At 65.9% G+C, this 20,797-nt stretch carries 20 protein-coding genes and 1 tRNA gene; 8 read left to right on the top strand and 13 right to left on the bottom strand.

Annotated features, from left to right (window positions below):
* Positions 1 to 19: 19 nt before the first annotated feature.
* The 5 genes from QN347_RS01175 to dapB form a co-directional block, all read right to left on the bottom strand.
* Positions 20 to 682 carry a TetR/AcrR family transcriptional regulator gene (locus QN347_RS01175; protein WP_322160735.1) on the bottom strand — a complete coding sequence of 221 codons (663 nt, stop codon included), beginning with the start codon at positions 680 to 682 and terminating at the stop codon, positions 20 to 22.
* Positions 683 to 1,013: 331 nt separating this feature from the next.
* A tRNA-Arg gene (locus QN347_RS01170) sits at positions 1,014 to 1,090 on the bottom strand.
* A gap of 41 nt (positions 1,091 to 1,131) precedes the next feature.
* A complete protein-coding gene (locus QN347_RS01165) occupies positions 1,132 to 1,500 on the bottom strand; it encodes a hypothetical protein (RefSeq protein ID WP_322160733.1) in 369 nt (122 codons plus the stop codon).
* 1 nt (position 1,501) lies between these two features.
* Entirely contained in the window at positions 1,502 to 2,164 is a 663-nt protein-coding gene (gene nth, locus QN347_RS01160) for an endonuclease III (RefSeq protein WP_322160731.1), read from the bottom strand.
* A complete protein-coding gene (gene dapB, locus QN347_RS01155) occupies positions 2,161 to 2,889 on the bottom strand; it encodes a 4-hydroxy-tetrahydrodipicolinate reductase (protein ID WP_322160729.1) in 729 nt (242 codons plus the stop codon). The genes nth and dapB overlap by 4 nt, the downstream gene beginning before the upstream one ends.
* A gap of 174 nt (positions 2,890 to 3,063) precedes the next feature.
* Here dapB and QN347_RS01150 point away from each other — a divergent pair, with 174 nt between their 5' ends.
* Positions 3,064 to 3,765: an NAD-dependent deacylase gene (locus QN347_RS01150; protein ID WP_322160727.1), complete on the top strand. Its 702-nt coding sequence runs from the start codon at positions 3,064 to 3,066 to the stop codon at positions 3,763 to 3,765.
* A 102-nt stretch (positions 3,766 to 3,867) separates the two neighbouring features.
* Positions 3,868 to 4,143 carry a GCG_CRPN prefix-to-repeats domain-containing protein gene (locus QN347_RS01145; protein WP_322160725.1) on the top strand — a complete coding sequence of 92 codons (276 nt, stop codon included), beginning with the start codon at positions 3,868 to 3,870 and terminating at the stop codon, positions 4,141 to 4,143.
* 67 nt (positions 4,144 to 4,210) lie between these two features.
* On the opposite strand, the gene era is transcribed toward QN347_RS01145, so the two are convergent.
* The 4 genes from era to lepB form a co-directional block, all read right to left on the bottom strand.
* Positions 4,211 to 5,116, bottom strand: a complete 906-nt coding sequence (gene era / locus QN347_RS01140) for a GTPase Era (protein WP_322160724.1) — start codon at positions 5,114 to 5,116, stop codon at positions 4,211 to 4,213.
* On the bottom strand, positions 4,998 to 5,507 hold the full coding sequence (locus tag QN347_RS01135) for a GIY-YIG nuclease family protein (RefSeq protein WP_322160722.1): 510 nt from the start codon (positions 5,505 to 5,507) through the stop codon (positions 4,998 to 5,000). Before QN347_RS01135 ends, era begins: the two co-directional genes overlap by 119 nt.
* A 155-nt stretch (positions 5,508 to 5,662) precedes the next feature.
* Entirely contained in the window at positions 5,663 to 6,343 is a 681-nt protein-coding gene (gene rnc, locus QN347_RS01130) for a ribonuclease III (protein WP_322160720.1), read from the bottom strand.
* Positions 6,340 to 7,161: a signal peptidase I gene (gene lepB, locus QN347_RS01125; RefSeq protein WP_322160718.1), complete on the bottom strand. Its 822-nt coding sequence runs from the start codon at positions 7,159 to 7,161 to the stop codon at positions 6,340 to 6,342. Before lepB ends, rnc begins: the two co-directional genes overlap by 4 nt.
* A 116-nt stretch (positions 7,162 to 7,277) precedes the next feature.
* On the opposite strand from lepB, the gene pgi reads away from it, so the two are divergent.
* The 3 genes from pgi (at position 7,278) to gorA (ending at position 10,564) form a co-directional block, all read left to right on the top strand.
* The gene (gene pgi, locus QN347_RS01120; RefSeq protein WP_322160716.1) at positions 7,278 to 8,768 is read left to right on the top strand and encodes a glucose-6-phosphate isomerase; all 1,491 of its coding nucleotides are present in this window, start codon (positions 7,278 to 7,280) and stop codon (positions 8,766 to 8,768) included.
* Positions 8,768 to 9,139, top strand: coding sequence for a DUF4174 domain-containing protein (locus QN347_RS01115; RefSeq protein ID WP_322160714.1), 372 nt, complete (start codon positions 8,768 to 8,770; stop codon positions 9,137 to 9,139). Before pgi ends, QN347_RS01115 begins: the two co-directional genes overlap by 1 nt.
* Positions 9,140 to 9,214: 75 nt before the next feature.
* Positions 9,215 to 10,564 carry a glutathione-disulfide reductase gene (gene gorA, locus QN347_RS01110; protein ID WP_322160713.1) on the top strand — a complete coding sequence of 450 codons (1,350 nt, stop codon included), beginning with the start codon at positions 9,215 to 9,217 and terminating at the stop codon, positions 10,562 to 10,564.
* A 28-nt stretch (positions 10,565 to 10,592) separates the two neighbouring features.
* Here gorA and QN347_RS01105 read toward each other — a convergent pair whose 3' ends face one another.
* Complete coding sequence (locus QN347_RS01105; protein ID WP_323493949.1) at positions 10,593 to 11,003, bottom strand: hypothetical protein; 411 nt, start codon at positions 11,001 to 11,003, stop codon at positions 10,593 to 10,595.
* A gap of 140 nt (positions 11,004 to 11,143) precedes the next feature.
* On the opposite strand from QN347_RS01105, the gene thrS reads away from it, so the two are divergent.
* The 3 genes from thrS (at position 11,144) to QN347_RS01090 (ending at position 16,871) form a co-directional block, all read left to right on the top strand.
* Positions 11,144 to 13,147 carry a threonine--tRNA ligase gene (gene thrS / locus QN347_RS01100; protein ID WP_322160710.1) on the top strand — a complete coding sequence of 668 codons (2,004 nt, stop codon included), beginning with the start codon at positions 11,144 to 11,146 and terminating at the stop codon, positions 13,145 to 13,147.
* Between the two features lie 130 nt (positions 13,148 to 13,277).
* A complete protein-coding gene (gene infC, locus QN347_RS01095; RefSeq protein WP_037492586.1) occupies positions 13,278 to 13,802 on the top strand; it encodes a translation initiation factor IF-3 in 525 nt (174 codons plus the stop codon).
* A gap of 243 nt (positions 13,803 to 14,045) precedes the next feature.
* Positions 14,046 to 16,871, top strand: coding sequence for a TonB-dependent receptor (locus QN347_RS01090; RefSeq protein WP_322160708.1), 2,826 nt, complete (start codon positions 14,046 to 14,048; stop codon positions 16,869 to 16,871).
* A 90-nt stretch (positions 16,872 to 16,961) separates the two neighbouring features.
* On the opposite strand, the gene QN347_RS01085 is transcribed toward QN347_RS01090, so the two are convergent.
* The 3 genes from QN347_RS01085 to QN347_RS01075 all read right to left on the bottom strand — a co-directional run bounded on the left by QN347_RS01085 (position 16,962) and on the right by QN347_RS01075 (position 20,733).
* Complete coding sequence (locus QN347_RS01085; protein WP_322160706.1) at positions 16,962 to 17,363, bottom strand: VOC family protein; 402 nt, start codon at positions 17,361 to 17,363, stop codon at positions 16,962 to 16,964.
* Positions 17,364 to 17,471: 108 nt separating this feature from the next.
* The gene (locus QN347_RS01080) at positions 17,472 to 17,933 is read right to left on the bottom strand and encodes a YaiI/YqxD family protein (protein ID WP_322160704.1); all 462 of its coding nucleotides are present in this window, start codon (positions 17,931 to 17,933) and stop codon (positions 17,472 to 17,474) included.
* Between the two features lie 55 nt (positions 17,934 to 17,988).
* Entirely contained in the window at positions 17,989 to 20,733 is a 2,745-nt protein-coding gene (locus QN347_RS01075) for a [protein-PII] uridylyltransferase (RefSeq protein WP_189677202.1), read from the bottom strand.
* Between the last annotated feature and the right edge of the window lie 64 nt (positions 20,734 to 20,797).

Genomic DNA, 20,797 nt, shown 5'->3' with positions numbered 1-20,797 from the left:
ATAGTCCTTGATATCGTTTTTATGACAGTGCGGGAATTGTCTCCGCGCTCGCATCGCGTGCAGGCGGCGGCACCGCGAGGTCGGGATGATAATAGAGCGAGCGGAAAATATAGCTCAGGTCTTCGAACACCTCCGCTTCATCGTTGCGATCCTCCTTGAGCATCTCGTCGACCGAATAGGCGATCTCGACGGCAAGTCGGGTCCGGCGGCGGATCCGTTCGCGCGGAACGCCGGGCAAGTAGGGGGCGTAAACGTCGGTCAGCAGGTCGGTAACGAAATGGTGCGAGGCGAGCCGGACATGCGCGAGCCGCGGGACTGCGCGGAGCGCTCGCATGATCCAGATCGCGCCAGGCTGCTGCCGGGTAATGGTGTCCATCTCGCGCACCAGTTCCTCGGCACGATCGACCAGCACGTCATAGCCTTTGTCGCGATAGCGCGCGACCCACGCGGTCAGCGCCGTGTTCTGTCGTTGCATCAGCCGTTCGGCCAGCGCCTCGATCACGGAATATTTGTCATCGAAATAGCGGTAGAACGCGGGCGCGGTCAGGTTCGCGCGCTGGACGATCAGATTGGTCGAAATTCGCTCCACGCCGACCTCCTCGAGCAGCGTCTCGGCGGCGGAGAGCAACAGTTCGTAGGTCTTGCGTGACCGCGCTTGCACCGGCTTGCGATGGTTGCTCAACATACTCTCCCGCAGCGATCTCGGGTCGCAGCATGTCATGAGGAAGCAGTCGGGGCAATGCGGTACCGATTGCTATCGTTCCGTCAACTTTCCCCGCATCTGCATCTGCATCTGCATCTGCATCTGCATCTGCATCTGCATTCGCTTATGGTGACGGTCCGACCAAGGGCTTTGCCGCGTAGGCGAGTGAGAGTGGACCCCGACGGAATTGCAACCGGCTGCGCCCTACGATTCGTCGTGGCGCGCGCGGATTGAGGCGCAATTGTCCAACAGTGTTTTGCGTACGGCCTCCGTACGACGGCAGCGTATCCCGCTAACCTATTGGTAAGTTTGGTGCACCCGACTGGATTCGAACCAGTGGCCTCTGCCTTCGGAGGGCAGCGCTCTATCCAGCTGAGCTACGGGTGCCTGGAGCTCCGACTAGCAAAGCCCGCGCGGTGACGCCAGCCCTAGTTGCGCGCGAGCGTCACGGGCTGGAATTGGCCGAGGCCACATGTCGCGCCGGGCGACAAGGCGGCACCCGAATACAGCACCGTGATCGTATCGGTCGAGCACAACTGGCTGAGACTCGTCGCGTAGCTGAAGCGCTCTTCGAACCCGAGGCTCGGGCAGGCGAAGGGCAGGGTGTTGCGATAGGCGACCTTGCCGATCGTGATGAAATCGATCGTGCGGTCGTCGCGTACGTGCGTTTCGCGGATCGATGCGAGGGGGATACAGCTTTGCGGCACACCCGCAGGCGTCGCGGCGGGGGTGCGGTCGCGTGCGACGCTCGGGGCGGCGAAGGCGGCGAGGGTGAGGGCGGCGAACAGCAGGCGCATGTCAGGGCTCCTTCGGCAGCGCAGCCTTGGGCGGCGGCGTCTTGGGCTTGAACGCACAGAGATCGGCGACGATGCAGCGCCAGCATTCGGGCCGCCGCGCCTTGCAGACATAGCGACCGTGCAGGATGAGCCAGTGATGCGCGTGGAGCCGGAACGGTTGCGGGGTCGCCTTGTCGAGTTTCAGCTCGACCGCGAGTGGGGTTTTCCCGCGCGCAAGGCCGGTGCGGTTGCCGACGCGGAAGATGTGCGTGTCGACCGCGAAAGTCTCGGCGCCGAACGCGACGTTGAGCACCACATTGGCGGTCTTGCGCCCCACGCCGGGGAGCGTCTCGAGCGCGTCGCGGTCGTTCGGCACTTCGCCGCCATAGACGTCGACCAGCCGCTGCGAGAGCGCGATGACATTCTTGGCCTTGGTGTTGAACAGGCCGATCGTCTTGATGTGCTGCTTCAGCGCATCCTCGCCGAGATCGAGCATCTGCTGCGGCGTCGTCACCGTCTCGAACAGTCGCCGCGTCGCCTTGTTGACCCCCACATCGGTCGCTTGTGCCGACAGCGCGACCGCGACGACGAGCTGGAACGGATTGCCCGCCTCGAGCTCGGTCTCGGGATGCGGGTTGTCGGCGGCGAGCCGCGCGTAGAATTCGACGACGTCGGCGCGCTTCACACGCCGAGCACCTCGTCCATCCCGTAGCGCCCGGCCGGCTTGTCGACGAGCCACAGTGCCGCGGTGATCGCGCCGCGCGCGAAGATCGCGCGGTTCTCGGCGCGGTGGCCGAGCTCGATCCGCTCGCCTTCGCCGGCGAAGATCACTTGATGGTCCCCCGCGACCGAGCCGCCGCGCAAGCTGGAAAAGCCGATCGTCCCCTCGGAGCGCGCGCCGGTCAGCCCGGCACGGTCCGCGACGCGCGCTTCGGCGAGCGGGATGCCGCGGCCGGCCGCCGCCGCTTCGCCGAGCAGCAAGGCGGTGCCCGAGGGCGCATCGACCTTGTGGCGATGGTGGAATTCGGAGATTTCGATGTCCCATTCGGGCCCGAGCCGCGCGGCGGCGTCGCGCACGAGCTTGGCGAGCAGCGTCACGCCGAGCGAGACGTTGCCCGTTTGCAGCACTGCGATGTCGGCAGCGGCGGCGTCGATCATCGCGTGGTGCGTGGCAGCGAGGCCGGTCGTGCCGATCAGGATCGGGGTTCTGGTGCGGCGCGCGGCGGCGAGCGTACGTTCGAGCGCCGAGGGCGAGGAGAAATCGACCAGCACGTCCGAATCGTGCGCCAGCGCCGCGGGGTCGCCGCCCGCATCGATCCCGCCGGCGAGCGTCGCGCCCAGATCGGGGACGATCGCCGCCAAGGCATGCCCCATGCGCCCAGCGCTGCCAATGATCCCGATCGCGGTCACGCACATTCCCTTCCGATAGGTTCGCGGCGGCCTTAGCCAATGGCCGGGCGACATGCCATGCGCGAATTGCCCCAGCCTCGTGCTTCGCCGCGGATTGCAAGGACGGCTGCTGCGAGCGCGGTTTTTGTTGCAGCAAGAATAGCAGCTTCTGGCCCGATCGGCTAAACCTCGATGATGCAGGACAGTCGCAGCATCGTCGTTCTCACCGGTGCCGGTATTTCGGCCGAAAGCGGCATCGCGACCTTTCGTGGGCCCGGCGGGCTATGGGAGGGGCACCGCGTCGAGGATGTCTGCACGCCCGAAGCGCTCGCGCACGATCCCGAGCTCGTCCACCGCTTCTACGATGCACGGCGAGCGGCATTGGCGCGCGTCGAGCCCAACGCCGCGCACCACGCGCTGGCACGGCTCGATGCCGCGTGGGGTGGGGATCTGCTGATCGTGACGCAGAACGTCGACGATCTGCATGAGCGCGCCGGGGCCAAGCGGCTGCTCCACATGCACGGCGAATTGCAATCGGCGCTGTGTGCTGTCTGTGGTGCGCACATGCGCTGGCTGGACGCAATGCCGCCGGGGTCGGTGTGCCCGGCGTGCGGGGCGGCGGCGCTCCGCCCCGACATCGTCTTCTTCGGCGAGATGCCGTATGCGATGGACACGATTGAGCGCGCGCTCGGGACGGCGGACCTGTTCGTGTCGATCGGGACGTCGGGCGCGGTCTATCCCGCGGCGGGCTTCGTTCAGGGCGCGCGGCATGCCGGCGCGCGGACGCTCGAGCTCAATCTCGAGCGATCGGCGGGAAGCGCGTTCTTCCACGAAACGCGGCTCGGCGCGGCGGGAAGCCTGGTGCCGCACTGGGTCGATGCGATGCTGGCGGGATGAGCGAGCAGGCCCGGCATGGCCATTTTGGAACGGGTTGCCGCCCCTCTCGTTTGTGAGGTCAGCCCGACGGGCTTTGCTCTAACGCTATATCGAGAGGGTCTCATGAAAAAGCTTCTTGCCGCCATCCTCCTCACCGGGGCTGCAACGCTCGGCACCACTACCGCTGCGGACGCGCGCGACGGCTGCGGTCGTGGCGCGTTTCGCGGCCCCGCTGGCCATTGCCGCGTGATGCGTGGCGGGCCTGCCTTAGTCGGCGGTCCCGTCTATCGCGGTAGTCCGCGCCTGATCGTCGGTCGCCGCTACGACCGCGGCTATTGGGACGGTCGCCGCTACTGGCAGAACCGCTATCGCCACCATGGCGGCTGGCGCTACCGCTAAGCCCTGACGTTCGCGTGCAAAACCCCGCGTCGCAGCTTGCGGCGCGGGGTTTTCATGGGCGCGAGGATCAATCGACCCAGTCGAGCCCCATGTCGCGATAGACGTCGCGTTCGTCGTCCCAGCCGGGACGAACCTTGACGTGCAGATAGAGATGCACCGGGCGGCCCATGATGCCGGCGAGCTCGGTGCGCGCTCGCGCGCCGATCTCCTTGATCCGCGCGCCGCCCTTGCCGAGCACGATCGCGCGCTGCGTCGGGCGTTCGACCAGGATCTGCTGGTGAATCTCGACCGACCCGTCTTCGCGCTCGAGATACTGCTCGGTCTCGATCGTCGACGCATAGGGCAATTCGGCGTGGAGCTGCAGGTACAGCTGCTCGCGCGTCACTTCGGAGGCGAGGCTGCGCTCGCTCGCGTCGGACACCTGGTCCTCGGGGAAATGCCACGGGCCCTCGGGCATCCGGTTCGCAAGATGTGCCTTCAATTCGGGCAAGCCGTCACCGGTCGATGCGCTGACGAAGAAGATTTCGTCGAACTGCACCATCGCGGTGAGCTTCTCGGCGTGGAGCAAAAGCTTGCCCTTGTCGGCGAGATCGACCTTGTTGAGGATGAGATATTTGGGCTCGGGGCGATGCGCGATCGCCTCGGCGATGGTGGTGACCTTCGAACCCAGCCCGCCCTTGGCATCGACCACGAGGGCCAGCACGTCGGCGCCGTCGGCACCGCCCCACGCGGCCTGGACCATCGCGCGGTCGAGCCGGCGCTTGGGTTCGAAGATGCCGGGGGTGTCGACGAGCAGCAGCTGGGTGTCGCCCTCGATCGCGACGCCCATTAGCCGGACACGCGTGGTCTGCGCCTTAGGGCTGACGATCGCGACCTTCTGGCCGACCAGCGCGTTGACGAGCGTCGACTTGCCGGCGTTCGGTGCGCCGAGGATCGCGACGAGGCCGCATTTCTGGGTGGGGGTGTCGGTCATTAGCGGTCCTTGGGCGGTACAGGCCCTTCGACAGGCTCAGGGCGACGGGGGAAACGAAGGACCACGCCCCCACCTCCGTTCGCCCTGAGCCTGTCGAAGGGCTCGTTCGATCTTGGCGATTGCGCGCCAGTAAAGAAAGCCGCGCCCAATCGCCAGCGATTAGGGCTTCCTTCTTGGCGCGCGTCCATCCTTTGACGCGGCGTTCGGCTTCGAGCGCTTCGAGACGGGAGGGGAAATCCTGAGTCCAGACGAGCGTGACCGGGCGGCGGGTGTGGGTGAAGCCGCCAGTCAGGCCGGACTGATGCTGGCCGATGCGGTATTCGAGATTGTCGGTATGGCCGATGTAGTAGCGGCCATCGGCGCAGCGCAGCATGTAGGTCCAGAACGCCATAACGCTCCCCCGTTGCGAGGGCCCTTCGACAGGCTCAGGGCAAACGGGGAAGGGGGTGTCCCACTCAAAACCCGATCCTCAAGTCCGAGCGAAGTGACCCGCTCTATATAAAGCGAGCCCCACATACCCGTTCGCCCTGAGCCTGTCGAAGGGCCTTACCCGCGTGACCCCTGCCGCACCTTCTCCAGCAACGCCGTCGCCGCAGCCGTTTCTGCCTCCTGCTTCGAACTCCCCTCGGCCTCCGCCTCGGCGAAAGTCCCGATCACCGCTTTCACGCGGAAGCGCGGCGCGTGGTGCGGGCCCGAGCGCTCGACCACCTCGTACGCTGGCGCCTTGCGGTTGTTCGCCGCGGCCCATTCCTGCAGCGCCGATTTGGGATGCTGCGGCACGGTCAGTTCGCGGCTGGCGCGATCGGCCCAGGCGGTGCGGATCGCGCGGCGGGCGCCGTCGAGCCCGGCCTCGCGGTAGAGCGCCCCGATCAGCGCCTCCATCACGTCGCCGAGCACATTGTCGCTGTCCGACGCGCCATCGTCGCGCGCTTGCTTGCCGAGCTTCAATTGCGCCGCGACGCCGAGGCCGCGCGCGACATCGGCGCACACCGCGCCCGTCACCAGCGCATTGAAGCGCTTCGACAGCGCGCCTTCGGGCTCGTTCGGGAACAGCTCGAACAGCCACTCGGCCATCACCAGCCCGAGCACGCGGTCGCCGAGGAATTCGAGCCGCTCGTAATTCGCCTTGGCCTGGCTGCCATGCGTCAGCGCGCGCTCGAACGGCGCGATGTCGCGCGGGGTGTGGCCGAGGCTCGCGGCGATCCAGGTACTGAGGTCAGCGCTCAAAAGCCTTCCCCGATCCGGCTCCAGCGTGCCGCCGAGAACCACGTCCAGGGCAGGACCCAATTGGCGCTGCCGTCGGTCGAGAAGAAGGAGAACACCGCCTTGCCCTCGATCCGCTCCATCGGGACCATCCCCATGCCTTCGGGCGGCGCGAACCGGCTGTCGCCGCTGTCGTCGCGATTGTCGCCCATCACGAAGACGTGGCCCGCGGGGACATTGTAGACACCCGTCTCGTCGGCGTTGATTTGCTCGCCGCGGTCGAGCACGGCGTAGCTCTTGCCGTTCGGCAGCGTCTCGCGGAATTGCTGGTAGCGGCAGATCGGCTTGCCCGCGCTCATGTCCTCGAACTCGGCGGGGCATTCGCTGCCGCCGGGGTAATTGGGCGAGAGCGGGATCGTGAAGTCGGCGATCTTGACCTTGGGCACGGCACGGCCGTTGAGGATCACCTGGCCGCCCCGCATCTGCACGCTGTCGCCGGGCAGGCCGATCACGCGCTTGATCACGTCATGGTCGTCGCCCGGAGGGCCGCGGAACACGACGACGTCGCCGCGCGCCGGATCGCGGCCGAGGATCCGCCCCGGGATCAGCGGCACGCCCCATGGCAGCGACCAGCGCGAATAGCCGTAATTCCACTTCGAGACGAACAGATAGTCGCCGATATAGAGCCGCGGCAGCATCGACTGCGACGGGATGCTGAACGGCGCGAACACGAAGCTGCGGAACACGAACACGACGATCGCGAGCTTGAGGAAGAAGACGAGCGTTTCGCGCGTTTCGGATTTGCGCGGCGACACGTCGCGAAGCGGGGTGGGATCGGCCATATCGCGCGGTTTGGTGCCGTGCGCGAACATCGTCAAGCTGGTGGTTGTAATGCCGCCTCGATAGGGCGATCTAGCGCGGGAATCGTTTCCCTCCCCACGACCGATGAGGTACCTGCATGTCAGCCGACTGGACCGCGATCGAGGCTTTGCCCTCGCCCAAGCTCGAGACGCTGTTTGCGGAGGATGCCAATCGGCTCGAGACCTTCAGCGTCGACGTCGCCGGGATCCATTTCGACTGGTCGAAGACGCATCTGACGGCCGAGGCGGTCACCGCGTTCGAGGCGCTCGCCAAGGCGCAGGATCTGCACGGCAAGCGCGAGGCGCTGTTTTCGGGCAAGGTCATCAACGTCACCGAGAACCGCTCGGTCACCCACGTCGCCGAGCGCGGCGAGGGGAGCGAGGACGATAACGCCAAGGCCGCCGCGCTCCACGCGCGGATGCGCGCGCTGATCGACGCGATCGCGGCGGGTGCGCTCGGTGACATCCGTCACGTCCTCCACGTCGGCATCGGTGGCTCGGCGCTCGGCCCCGACCTGCTGATCGATGCGCTGGGGCGCGAGGATACCGCATACGAGGTCGCGATCGTCTCGAACATCGACGGCGCCGCGCTTGAAGAAGTGTTCAAGAAGTTCGATCCGACCGCCACGCTGCTGGTGATCGCGTCGAAGACCTTCACCACCAAGGAAACGCTGACCAACGCCGATTCGGTGCTGCAGTGGATGGGTGAGGCGGGTGTCGAGGACGCCTATGGCCGCGTCATCGCGCTGACGGCCGATCCCGACAAGGCGGTCGAATGGGGTGTCGACGAGACGCGCGTGCTGCCCTTCGCCGATTCGGTCGGCGGGCGCTATTCGCTCTGGTCGTCGATCGGCTTCCCCGCCGCGATCGCGCTCGGTTGGGACAATTTTGCCGAGCTGCTCGAGGGCGCGGCCGAGATGGACCGGCATTTCCAGCACACCACGCTCAGCCAGAATGCGCCCGCGCTCGCGGCCTTCGCCGATCTCTACTACACGCAAGTCCGCCACGCCGAGACGCGCGCGACCTTCGCTTATGACGAGCGGTTGCGGCTGCTGCCGTCGTATCTCCAGCAACTCGAGATGGAATCGAACGGCAAGGGCACGACGATCGACGGGCAGAAGCTCGACCGGCCGAGCGCGGCGATCACCTGGGGCGGGGTCGGCACTGACGCGCAGCATGCGGTGTTCCAGCTGCTCCACCAGGGCACGCACCTCGTGCCAGTCGAATTCGTCGCAGTGATCGAGGCTGGCGATACGCTGTCGGAGGATCATCACCGCCAGTTGCTGCTCAACGCCTTTGCGCAGGGTGCGGCGTTGATGAAGGGCCGTCCCAACGACGATCTGGCGCGCAGCTATTCGGGCGACCGACCGAGCTCGACGATCCTGATCGACGATCTCGACGCCCGCACGCTCGGCGCGCTGATCGCCTTCTACGAACAGCGCGTGTTCGTCAGCGGCGTGCTGCTCGGGATCAACTCGTTCGATCAATTCGGCGTCGAACTCGGCAAGGAAATGGCAAAGGCCGCCGACGCGGGCGACCAGGAGTTCGACGTGTCGACCACCGACCTGATCAAGCGCGCGTTCGGGTGATGCTGCTCGCGGCGGCGATCGCGGCGGCTACGGTCGCCGATATGCGGTACGAGCGCCGCGTACTGATCGTCGCCGCGCCGAACGAAGCCGATGCGCGACGCATCGCGCAGCGGGCCTCGCTCGACACGATGCCGCAGGAGCTCGGCGATCGTGACGTCACGGTCGTCGAGGTGACCGGCGATAGCGTGCGCGGTGCGACGGATAGCGCGGCGGCGCTCAGGACGCGCTGGCGGCTGCCCAAGGCGGCGTTCGGCATCGTCCTGGTCGGCAAGGACGGCAATGCCGCGCTGCGCCGTGCCGAGCCGATCGATCGCGCCACGTTGGTCGCGACGATCGATGCGATGCCGATGCGGCGCGCCGGGCAACGCTAGCGCGCGAGACTATCCGGCGGGCGACGGAATGCAGATTTACAAGCCGCGCGGTAAGCGGCCGCAAAAGGACACGACATGGCTGAGTATGACTACGATCTTTTCGTCATCGGTGCGGGTTCGGGCGGTACGCGCGCGTCGCGCGTTGCGGCGGCCCACGGCGCAAAGGTCGCGGTGGCCGAGGAATATCGCGTCGGCGGCACCTGCGTCATCCGCGGCTGCGTGCCCAAGAAGCTGCTCGTCTATGGCGCGCATTTCGCCGAGGACCTGAAGGACGCCAAGCGCTTCGGCTGGGACGTGCCGGAAAATCTCGGGTTCGACTGGGCCCGGCTGCGCGACAACGTGATGGAGGAGGTCGACCGGATCAACGGCGCCTATACCGACACGCTGACCAATAACGGCGTCGAGATCATCCTCGATCGCGCGACGGTGACGGGGCCGCATTCGGTCAAGCTCGGCGACGGTCGCGAAGTCACCGCGGGCACCATTCTGATCGCGGTCGGCGCGACGCCGATCGTTCCCGAATGCCCGGGGCACGAGCTCGGCATCACCTCGAACGAAGTGTTCCACCTCGACGCGGTGCCCAAGCGAATCCTGATCGCGGGGGCTGGTTATATCGCCAATGAATTTGCCGGGATCTTCAACGAATTCGGTTCGAAGGTCACGCTGATCAACCGCACCGACGTGATCCTGCGCGGCTATGACGAATCGATCCGCGACCGCTTGCTCCAGATCTCGATGATGAAGGGGCTCGATTTCCGCTTCAACGCCGCGTTCCGCGGGATCGAGAAGCAGCCCGACGGCTGCCTGCGCGTGTCGATGACGGGCCACGAGCCGATCGACGTCGATTGCGTGATGTTCGCGACGGGGCGTTCGCCCAATACCGAAGGGCTGGGGCTCGAGAGTGCCGGCGTCGAGCTCGACGACAAGGGCGCGATCGTGGTCGATCCGGACAATAAGTCGACCTGCGACAGCATCTATGCGGTCGGCGATGTTACCAACCGCGTCCAGCTCACCCCGGTCGCGATTCGCGAGGGGCAGGCGTTTGCCGACACGCTGTTCGGCAACAAGCCGCACCGCGTCGATTACGAGAACATCCCCTCGGCGGTGTTCAGCCATCCCCCGATGGCGGGCGTTGGCCTCACCGAGGCGCAGGCCAAAAACAAGTTCGGATCGGTGAAGGTCTATATGTCCGACTTCCGCCCGATGAAGAACGTGCTGGCGGGCCGCAACGAGCGCGCGCTGTACAAGATGGTGTGCAATGCCGAGACGGGGCAGGTGCTCGGGCTCCACATGATCGGGCCCGATTCGCCCGAGATCCTGCAGGCGGCAGCGGTCGCGGTGAAGGCCGGGCTGACCAAGGACGATTTCGACCAGACCGTCGCGTTGCATCCGTCGATGGCGGAAGAGTTGGTGCTGCTGCGCTAGGGTCTTTCGCGCGCCCATCTAATCTCCGTCACCCCGGCCTTTCATCATCATTCGCCGACGGCGCTGCCTTGCGCGCGCTCCGCTGCCGCCGCGCGCGCGGGCTCCGGCGCGAAGCGATCCGCGCAACAAGCGCGTGCCAGCCGGTCATCCCGCGCGTCGCGGTGGCGACGACCATCGTTGTCAGCACGATGTCGACATACGCCGAGATATCCCACAGCAGCACCAGCGCGATGTCGAACGGCCCGGCGAGCGCGAGCAGTTCGGTCCCCGCGACGAGAACGAGCGTCATCAGCGCAAGGAAGATCACATGCTTGCGCTCAACCCGGCCGAGCGCGGTGAGGGTCTCGCCGACCATCCGCATCATCCAGCGCGCGGCTGCGGTCTCCGGGAAGCGCTTGAGCACCACGATCGCGAACACCAGCAGACCCGTCAGCATCATCGTTCCCCCGTTTCCCATTCCCGAGATGGGGTGTCCGTGCCGCCATACCAGTCCCGGGGATGACGGCGCGCTTGCACGTGGCTATATCGGCGCTCCCGGTGTCACCGCCGGTTCCTATTGTCCCACGAAAGACCGCGATAATGTCCGCCATGTTCCGCATCACGCTGCCCGACGGTTCCGTCCGCGAGGTAGCCCCGGGGACTACCCCGGCCGATGTGGCCGCCGCGATCGGTCCCGGCCTCGCCAAGGCCGCCATCGCCGCGCGGATCGACGGCGAGCTGCGCGACATCATGCGCCCGTTCGAGGGCGACACACAGCTGGCGCTGGTGACCTCGAAGGACGAGGCCGATGCGCTCGAACTCGCGCGCCACGATTTCGCGCACGTCCTCGCCGAAGCGGTGCAAAGCCTGTTCCCCGGCACGCAGATCACCTTCGGTCCATCGACCGACGACGGCTTCTACTATGATTTCGCGCCGAAGGATCGCCCGTTCACCGACGAGGATCTGCCCGCGATCGAGGCCGAGATGCGCCGCATCATCGCCAAGAACGAGCCGCTGATCCGCGAAGTGTGGAGCCGCGCCGATCTGATCGCGCGTTGGCAGGCCGAGGGCGAGACCTTCAAGGCCGAATGGGCCGCCGAACTGCCCGAGGGCGAGGAACTGACGGTCTACAAGGCGGGCAACGGCCCCGACGCCTGGCTCGACATGTGCCGCGGCCCGCATCTCGCCTCGACCGGTAAGCTCGACCCCAACGCGTTCAAGCTGACGCGCGTCTCGGGTGCGTACTGGCGCGGCGACCAGAAGAACGCGATGCTCAGCCGCGTCTATGGCACCGGCTGGCTCAACAAGAAGCAGCTCGACGCGCATCTCACGATGCTCGAGGAGGCCGGCAAGCGCGACCATCGCAAGATCGGGCAGGAAATGGATCTGTTCCACCTCCAGTCCGAGGCGCAGGGCTCGGTGTTCTGGCACCCCAAGGGCTTCATCCTGTGGCGGCAGCTGGAAGCTTATATGCGCCGCCGGCTCGATGCGGCGGGCTATGCCGAGGTCAAGACGCCGCAGCTGATGGACGCGCGCCAGTGGGAGCAGTCGGGCCATTGGGGCAAGTATCGCGAGAACATGTTCGTGGTGCCCGACGAGATCCCCAATACCGAGGATGACGCCGCGATCTTCAGCGGCACCGCCGACCTGATGGCGCTGAAGCCGATGAACTGCCCGGCGCACGTGCTGATCTTCCGCCAGGGGATCAAATCGTATCGCGACCTGCCGATCCGCATGGCCGAGTTCGGCTGCTGCCACCGCAACGAGCCACACGGCGCGCTCCACGGTATCATGCGCGTTCGCCAGTTCACGCAGGACGACGCGCATATTTTCGTGCGCGAGGACCAGCTCGTCGCCGAGGTGCAGCAATTCTGCGAGCTGCTCGACAGCGTGTACCGCGACCTCGGGTTCGAGGATTATGCGGTCAAGCTCGCGCTGCGTCCCGACAAGCGCTTCGGCAGCGAAGAGATGTGGGACAAGGCCGAGGACGAACTGCGCACGGCGGTGCTCGGGTCCAGCCTCAGCGAGTCGATCAAGGCGAAGTTCGAGGAACTGCCGGGCGAGGGGGCCTTCTATGCGCCCAAGCTCGAATTCCACCTGACCGACGCGATCGGGCGGACGTGGCAGGTCGGCACGATCCAGTCCGACCGCGTGCTGCCCGAACGACTCGACGCGTCGTACGTCGGCGCGGACGGCGAGCGGCATCGCCCGATCATGCTCCACCGCGCGATCCTCGGCACGTTCGAGCGCTTCATCGGCATCCTGATCGAGCATCACGCCGGGCGCTTCCCGCTGTGGCTGTCGCCGGTGCAGGCGGTGGTCGCGACGATCGTCTCCGACGCCGACGATTACGCGCGTGAGGTCGCCGAGAAACTCAAGGCGGCGGGGATTCGCGTCGAAACCGATCTGCGCAACGAGAAGATCAACTACAAGGTGCGCGAGCATTCGCTGGCGAAGGTCCCGAACCTTCTGGTGGTGGGCAAGCGCGAGGCCGAGGAAGGCAAGGTCGCGCTGCGGCAATTGGGCAGCGACCGCCAACAGTTCCTGACGCTCGACGACGCGATCGCGATGCTGACCGAGGCGGCCAAGGCCCCGGATCTGTAACCGGGTTGCGCTCCCCGGCCTTCGCCGGGGGGCGCGCGACGAAGATGCGCGACGCCACCTTTCGTTTTGCCCGAAAAAGTCCTATATCGTCCCTGAAACAATCGCAGGAGCTACACCTATCCGACCCCCGATGACCCGCCAGGCGCCGCCGATGAATGGCCCTCGCTTCAACGAATTCATTGTATCGCCCAAGGTTCGCGTGATCGACCAGGACGGTGAGAACCTCGGTGTCATGTACACCCGCGAGGCGATGGAGCAGGCGCGCGAGGTCGGTCTCGACCTGGTCGAAGTGTCGCCCAACGCCGATCCGCCCGTCGCCAAGTTCCTCGATGTCGGCAAGTTCAAGTACGAGGCGCAGAAGAAGGCCAACCTCGCGCGGAAATCGCAGAAGACGCAGGAGATCAAGGAGATCAAGATGCGTCCGAACATCGATGACCATGACTATGACACCAAGATGAAGAAGGTGCTCGAGTTCATCGACGAGGGCGACAAGGTCAAGATTACGCTGCGTTTCCGCGGTCGTGAATTGAGCCACGGCCAGCTCGGCATGGTCCTCCTCCAGCGCGTCCAGGCCGATGTCGCCGAGACCGCCAAGGTCGAGGCCTATCCGCGCATGGAAGGCCGTCAGATGCTGATGGTGCTCGCGCCCAAATAAGTCCTGAAATACAACCTTTTCCGGGCTGGCCGACGCGTTTGCGCGCCGGCCCGGGGCATTCCCAGCATTACGTAGCGTCATTTCGGGGCCGCCATCGCGCGCGCGGCTGGGCCGGTGTGGCCATACTACATCACCTATCTTCTAAATCGTGTTTCCGCAGGGCTTTTTGCTTTACGCTCAGCCTTGCGTAGCTATTCGGGGCGACAATACTCAAAAAACTAAAAAACGTTGGAGAGTTCTGAAATGCGCAAAACCGCGTACTTATTGTCGGTCGCTGCTGTCGCGATCTCGGCACCTGCTTTCGCCCAGACTGCCCCCGCCACCACGCAACAAGACGCACAGGTCGGAACCTCCGCAACCGCTCCCGCCGCCACCCAGGACAACAATGCCGGCGACATCATCGTCACCGCGACGCGCCGCTCCGAGCGTCTGTCGAACGTGCCGATCGCGGTCTCGGCCGTCGGGCAGGAATCGCTGCAGAATTCTGGCGGTTCCGACATTCGCGCGCTCAACCAGCTGGCGCCGTCGCTGCTGATTTCCTCGACCGGCAGCGAATCGAATGCCTCGGCGCGTATCCGCGGCGTCGGCACCGTCGGCGACAATCCCGGTCTCGAAAGCTCGGTCGCGGTGTTCATCGACGGCGTCTATCGCAGCCGCACCGGCGTTGGCCTCAACGAACTCGGCGAGATCGACCGCGTCGAAGTGCTGCGCGGGCCACAGGGCACGCTGTTCGGCCGCAACGCATCGGCCGGCCTCATCAACATCATCACCGCATCGCCGAAATTCACCTTCGGCGGCTATGCCGAGGGCACCTACGGCAATTACGACCAGAAGCGCCTTGCCGGCGGGATCACCGGGCCGATCACCGACCAGCTCGCGTTCCGTCTCGACGGCGTCTACGTCAATCGCGATGGCTTCTACCGCACGGTCAATCCGGCGAACGGTACAGAGTCGCGCGTCAACAATCGCGACCGCTATTTCGTCCGTGGGCAATTGCTGTTCAAGCCGACCGCCGACCTCAGCTTCCGCCTGATCGGCGATTATTCGCACCGCAAGGAAAGCTGCTGCGGCGCGACCTATTACAGCCAGAAGCAGACCTTCGATCCGACCGCGAATGCGGTCCAGGCCAATGGCAGCTCGGTCAATGACGACCGCGCCGTTTCGGTGAGCCCGGCCAATCCGATCGTCGACATCCTGCGCCGTGCCGGTGCGACCTATCCGCTGGCCGGCAACACGCCGGGCACCTTCAACCGCGAAGTCGCGATCACGCCGGGCCAGACGTATCGCAACACGACGGTCGACTATGGCGGCTCGCTCCAGGCCGACTGGAATCTCGGCGGCGCGACGCTGACCTCGATCACCGCATACCGCGAATACAAATCGGGCAATGCCGGTGACGTCGACTACACCAATATCGATTTGACGCACCGCGCGGCCGACGGCAACGCCTACCGCCAGTTCCACACCTTCACGCAGGAAGCGCGCCTCCAGGGGTCGGCCTTCGGCGACAAGCTCGACTGGCTCGTCGGCGGCTTCTACTCGAAGGAGACGCTCCGCGTTGTCGACAACGCGGTGTTCGGCGCGAATTACGGCGCGTTCGCCGCGTGCCGCCTGGTCACCAACATCAGCCAGAATGCCGCGTTGCAGGACAACGGGGCGCCTGGTTGCCTTTCGCCCATCGGCCGCGCGACGGTCACTGGCGCGTTCGGTACGCTGGCACCCGCAGTGCTTGGCGGGCTCGATCGCCTGACGGGTGGCCCGGGCCTCGGCGGCGGCGTCAACAATGTCGGCGACAACGGGTCGGTCTATCGCCAGAAGAGCGAGAATTACGCGTTCTTCACGCACAACATCTTCCACATCACCGACACTGTCTCGCTGACGCTCGGCGCGCGCTACACGCACGAGGCCAAGACCTTCAGCGCAAATTTCAACAACACCAACACTGTCTGCCCCGTGCAGCAGGCCAATCTGGGACCGCTGCTGAGCAGCGCCGCTGTCCCGGCATCGGCCAAGGGCTTTATCGGCGGCATCCTGACGCTGAGCTGCACCGGCAACTCGTCCTCGTCGCTCAACGCACTCAACCTGCAGAACAATTTCGGCGAGGGTAAGGTGACGGGCACGGCGGTGCTGTCGTGGAAGCCGATCCCCAGCCTGCTGACCTATGCGTCGTACGCCAAGGGCTACAAGTCGGGCGGCTATAACCTTGATCGCTCGCCACTCGGCGGTGCATCGGGCGTGTTCAGCCCGCGCAGCAATGCCGATGCGGCGGCGCTGCGGTTTGCGGCGGAAACCGTCAACAGCTACGAACTCGGCGCCAAGTTCAAGACGCGCGGCTTCAGCCTCAACGTCGCGGCGTTCCGGTCGGAGTTCAAGAACTTCCAGCTCAACACCTTCAACGGCTCGGTCTTCGTCGTGCAGAACCTGATCGGCTGCTCGACCAGCCTCAACGGCGGCGACACCGACAATCTGGCCGCGACCGGCCAGTGCACGGGCAAGGCGGACAAACCCGGCGTGATCTCGCAGGGCGTCGAGCTCGAAGCGACGATGACGCCGATCCGCCAGTTCCAGGTGACGGCAGGCTACACCTTCGCCGACACCAAGATTGCGCGCAATCTGGTCGGCAACTCGGCGGGTGCACCGCTCGATCCGGCGTTGTTCCTGCTCCCCGGCAGCCAGCTGTCGAACGCCCCGCGTCACGTCGTGACGACGTCGGCGGCGTGGACGCCCGATCTCGGCTCGAACGGCATGTCTGGCTTGGTCTATGTCGATAGCCGCATGACCTCCGACTATAACACCGGGTCGGATCTGGCGCCCGAGAAGAAGCAGGACGGCTTTGCGCTGGTCAATGCGCGTCTCGGCATCCGCGGCAAGGATCAGCTGTGGGCGATCGAGTTCTGGGCACAGAACGTGTTCAACAAGCAGTACATCCAGGTCGCGTTCAACACGCCGTTCCAGGGCGCTGGCTCGTCGGCCAACGTCGCAAGCTTCGGCGGAACGGGCAATGCGCTCTACTCGGCCTTCCTCGCCGAGCCGCGCACCTACGGCGTGACGCTGCGCTCGCGCTTCTGACGCGTATTCTGCTGGAATACGGGCGGCCCGCTCCTCGTTTGCGAGGGGCGGGCCGTCGTTTTTGTAGCGGAGCCGGCGGGTTCGCTTGGCTCAGTGGGCCGGGTGCTCGGGCGGCACGGTCGGCTCCCACAGCTCGATCGGATTGCCCTCGGGGTCGTGAATGCGCACGAAGCGCCCGACTGCCGGATCGTTCCAATCCTCGTTGGTGACGACTTCGATCCCCGCCAGGCCGAGCGCGATCGTCAGCCCTTCAAGATCGCGGACGCGGAAATTCAGCATGTACGGCTTGTCGCGCGTGAAATAATCGGTGTCGTCGGCAAACGGCGCGAACACCAGGGGGCCGCCTTGCGCTTGCCACGCCCATTCGTCGGGGGTCGCACCCTCGACCGAGACACACCCCGCGCCGACCCCGAGGTGGTGGCGATACCATTCGGACAGTGCGTCCGGATCCTTGCTGCGGAAAAACAGGCCGCCAATTCCGAGTACCGGCATCGATCGTTCCTTTCGTGCATGCGTGGGCAAGATGCGTCGCGGGAATCGATTATCCCCCAGGGGTTTACGGCAGATCGGGGCGATCGCCAATGGCGCAGCGCAGCGGGGTCAGCGCGCGCGCAGCACTCGGGTGATCGCCAGATCGAGCGCCGAGAGGAAGCGCGAGCGATCCTCCTTGCGGAACGGCGCCGGGCCGCCGGTCTGTTCGCCGCCGGCGCGCAGATCCGCCATGATCGCGCGCACCGCGATCGCACTGCCGATCGAGCTGCTCGTGAAGGCCTTGCCGGTCGGCCCGATCACAACCGCCCCGGCCTTGAGACAGCGATCGGCGAGCAGGATATCGGCGGTCACGACGATCGTCGCGGCATGCGCATGCTCGGCGATCCAGTCGTCGGCGGCATCGAACCCCGAATCGACGACGACGCGCGAGATCAGCGGATGGACCGGGATGCGCAGGTGCATGTTGCTCACCACGATCACCGGCACGTCGACGCGGTACGCGACGCGGTAGATCTCGTCCTTCACCGGGCAGGCATCGGCGTCGACCAGGATCTGCGGTTGGAACGTCACGCTTTGCCCATGCCACGCCGCCCGCCGCGGCGACAAGCCGTCCGCGCATCGCGACTCATGCCGCGTCGGCCATCCGCTCCCCGGCAGCGGCGGCGAGCAAGCGCCGCTCGATCGTCTTGAGCCGCGCCGCCGCAGCGATCTTGTCGCCGGTCAGATCGGTCAGATAGAAAGTGTCGACCGCGCGCTCGCCATAGGTTGCGACATGCGCCGAATGAATCGTCACGCGCGACTGGAAGAGCGTGTAGGCGAGCTGGTGGAGCAGCGCCGGCCGGTCACGCGCGTTGACCTCGATGACGGTGAAGCGGTTCGACGCCTTGTTGTCGATCAGCACGTTGGGTGCGATCGCGAAGGCTTCTGCGCGCGGACGGGGAAGCGGCTTCGCCATCAGCCGATCAATCATCTTGCCGCGATTGGCGAGCGCGTCCTCGATCGCCTGTTTCAATCGCGCGAGCTGGCCTGCTTCGTCGAACGGACGGCCGAACGGATCCTGGACGAGGAAATTGTCGAGTGCCATGCCGTCGCGCGTGGTGTGAATCCGCGCGTCGATGATGTTGCCGCCCGCCACGCTGATTGCGCCGGCAATGCGGTAGAACAGCCCGGGATGATCGGCCGCGTAGATCGTCACGAGCGTCGCGCCGCGCTCGGGATAGACTTGCGCCGCGATCGACAGCTGCGCGTCTCCGGCTTCCTCCACCAAGCGCGCATTGCGGGCGATCACGTCCTCGGGTTCGGCCACCCAATAGGGCTCGGGCAAGCGGCGAACGAGCGCGTCGAAATGCTCGGTGCTCCAGCCGAGCAGATCGCGCAACGCCGCCTGCTTGACCGCGACGCGCTCGCTACGGCCCTTCTGTTTGTGGCCGAGCCGCAGCACTTCCTCGGCCGAGTCGTAGAGCGTCGCGAGCAACTGCCGCTTCCAGCCGTTCCACACGCCCGGCCCGACCGCGCGAATATCGACGACGGTCAGCAGCAGCAGCAGCCGAAGCCGCTCGGGGCTTTGCACGATCTCGGTGAAGTCGAGGATCGTCTTGAAGTCCGACAAATCGCGCTTGAACGCGGTCGCCGACATCAGCAGGTGGAAGCGCACCAGCCAGGCGACGGTCTCGGTCTCGGCGGGCGACAGGCCGAAGCGCGGGCACAGCTTGTGCGCCACCTCGGCACCGAGGATCGAATGGTCGCCGCCGCGGCCCTTGGCGATATCGTGGAGCAGCACCGCGACATACAGCGCGCGGCGCGACACGATCTGGTGGAGCAAGACCGTCGCGAGCGGATGGTCGACCTCGAGGTCGCCATGTTCGATCTTCGCCAGCAACCCGATCGCGCGGATCGTGTGCTCGTCGACAGTGTAGTGATGGTACATGTCGAACTGCATCTGCGCGACGACGCGCGCGAAATCGGGAACGAAGCGGCCGAACACGCCGGCTTCGTTCATCCAGCGCAGTACGATTTCCGGATCGCGCGGCGAGGTCAGCACGTCGAGGAACAGCGCGTTGGCGGTCGGGTCCTGGCGGATGTCGTCGGCGAGCTTGGCGTCGCGCGCGGCGGCGCGCATCGTCAGTGGGTGAATTTCGAGGCCATGTTTGTCGGCGAGCGCGAACAGTTCGAGCAGCCGCGTCGGTTTCTCCGCAAGGAAGTCGTCGCTCGGGATCGCCAGGCGCCCGCGGTTGACGATGAAGCCGTTGAGCTTGCGGGGGGACCGGCGCAGCGTCGGCAACCCGAAACGGCGCCCGCGCGCGGCGAACTTCTCGTCGAGATGCGCGAGGAACACGCCGGTCAGGTCGCCTGCGGTCCGCGCCTGCAGGAAATAGAATTGCATGAAGCGCTCGACCTTGGATTTGCCCGGTCGGTCGGCAAAGCGCATCCGTTCGGCAATCTCGCGCTGCAGGTCGAAGGTCAGGCGGTCCTCGGCGCGGCCCGATATGTCGTGAAGGTGGCAGCGCACCGCCCACAGGAAATTCTCGGCGCGGTGGAACTGGCGATATTCGGCGCGGCTGAGCAGCCCCGCTTCGACCAGTTGCGCGGGTTCGCTGACGTTATAAGCGAACTTGCCGATCCAGAAGAGCGCGTGGAGATCGCGCAGGCCGCCTTTGGCTTCCTTGACGTTGGGCTCGACGACATAGCGCGTGTCGCCCATCTTGCGGTGGCGCACGTCGCGCTCGGCAAGTTTGTCGGCGATGAACTGGCGCGCGCTGTCGGCCTGGACCTCGGCCTTGAAGCGCCGTGCCGCCTCGTCATAGACCTCCTGGTCGCCCCACACATAGCGGGCCTCGAGCAAGGCGGTGCGGATCGTCACGTCGCTCTTGGCCTGGCGCACCATCTCGTCGAGCGAGCGGCTGCTATGGCCGACTTTCATGCCCAGGTCCCACAGCGCGTAGAGCATCGTCTCGATGACCTGCTCGGTCCAGCCGGTCTGCTTCCACGGGGTCAGAAACCCGACGTCGACGTCCGAATAGGGTGCCATCTCGCCTCGCCCATAGCCGCCGACCGCGATGATCGTGATGCGCTCGGCGGCGGTCGGGTTGCTGTTCGGGTAGAGCCGCTCGGTCGTGAAATCGTAGAGCAGCCGCAGCAATTGGTCGGTCAGGAACGCCTGGCTCGCGGCGATTTCGAGCCCGCGCGAGGGATGTTCGATCAGCCGCCGGGCAATCTCTTCGCGGCCGGCGTCGAGTGCGGCCTTGAGCAAGGCGGTGCCCTGCGTGCGCAGCGCGGCCTTGTCGCCCTCGAGCGCTGCAAGCGCATCGGCGAGACCGCGCCGATCGATGATCGCACGGCGCTGGGGGACGGATTCGAAGCGTGAGGCCATGGCGTGCAGATAGGGGGTTTGGCTGCGCGCGTCCACGCGGGCAACCCGATGCAAAAACGCCCCG

It is taken from the genome of Sphingomonas sp. 10B4 (assembly GCF_035019905.1).
GTDB lineage: Bacteria > Pseudomonadota > Alphaproteobacteria > Sphingomonadales > Sphingomonadaceae > Sphingomonas > Sphingomonas glacialis.
Note: the sequence above shows the minus strand (reverse complement) of the source record. Positions and strands in the feature narration are given on the sequence as shown.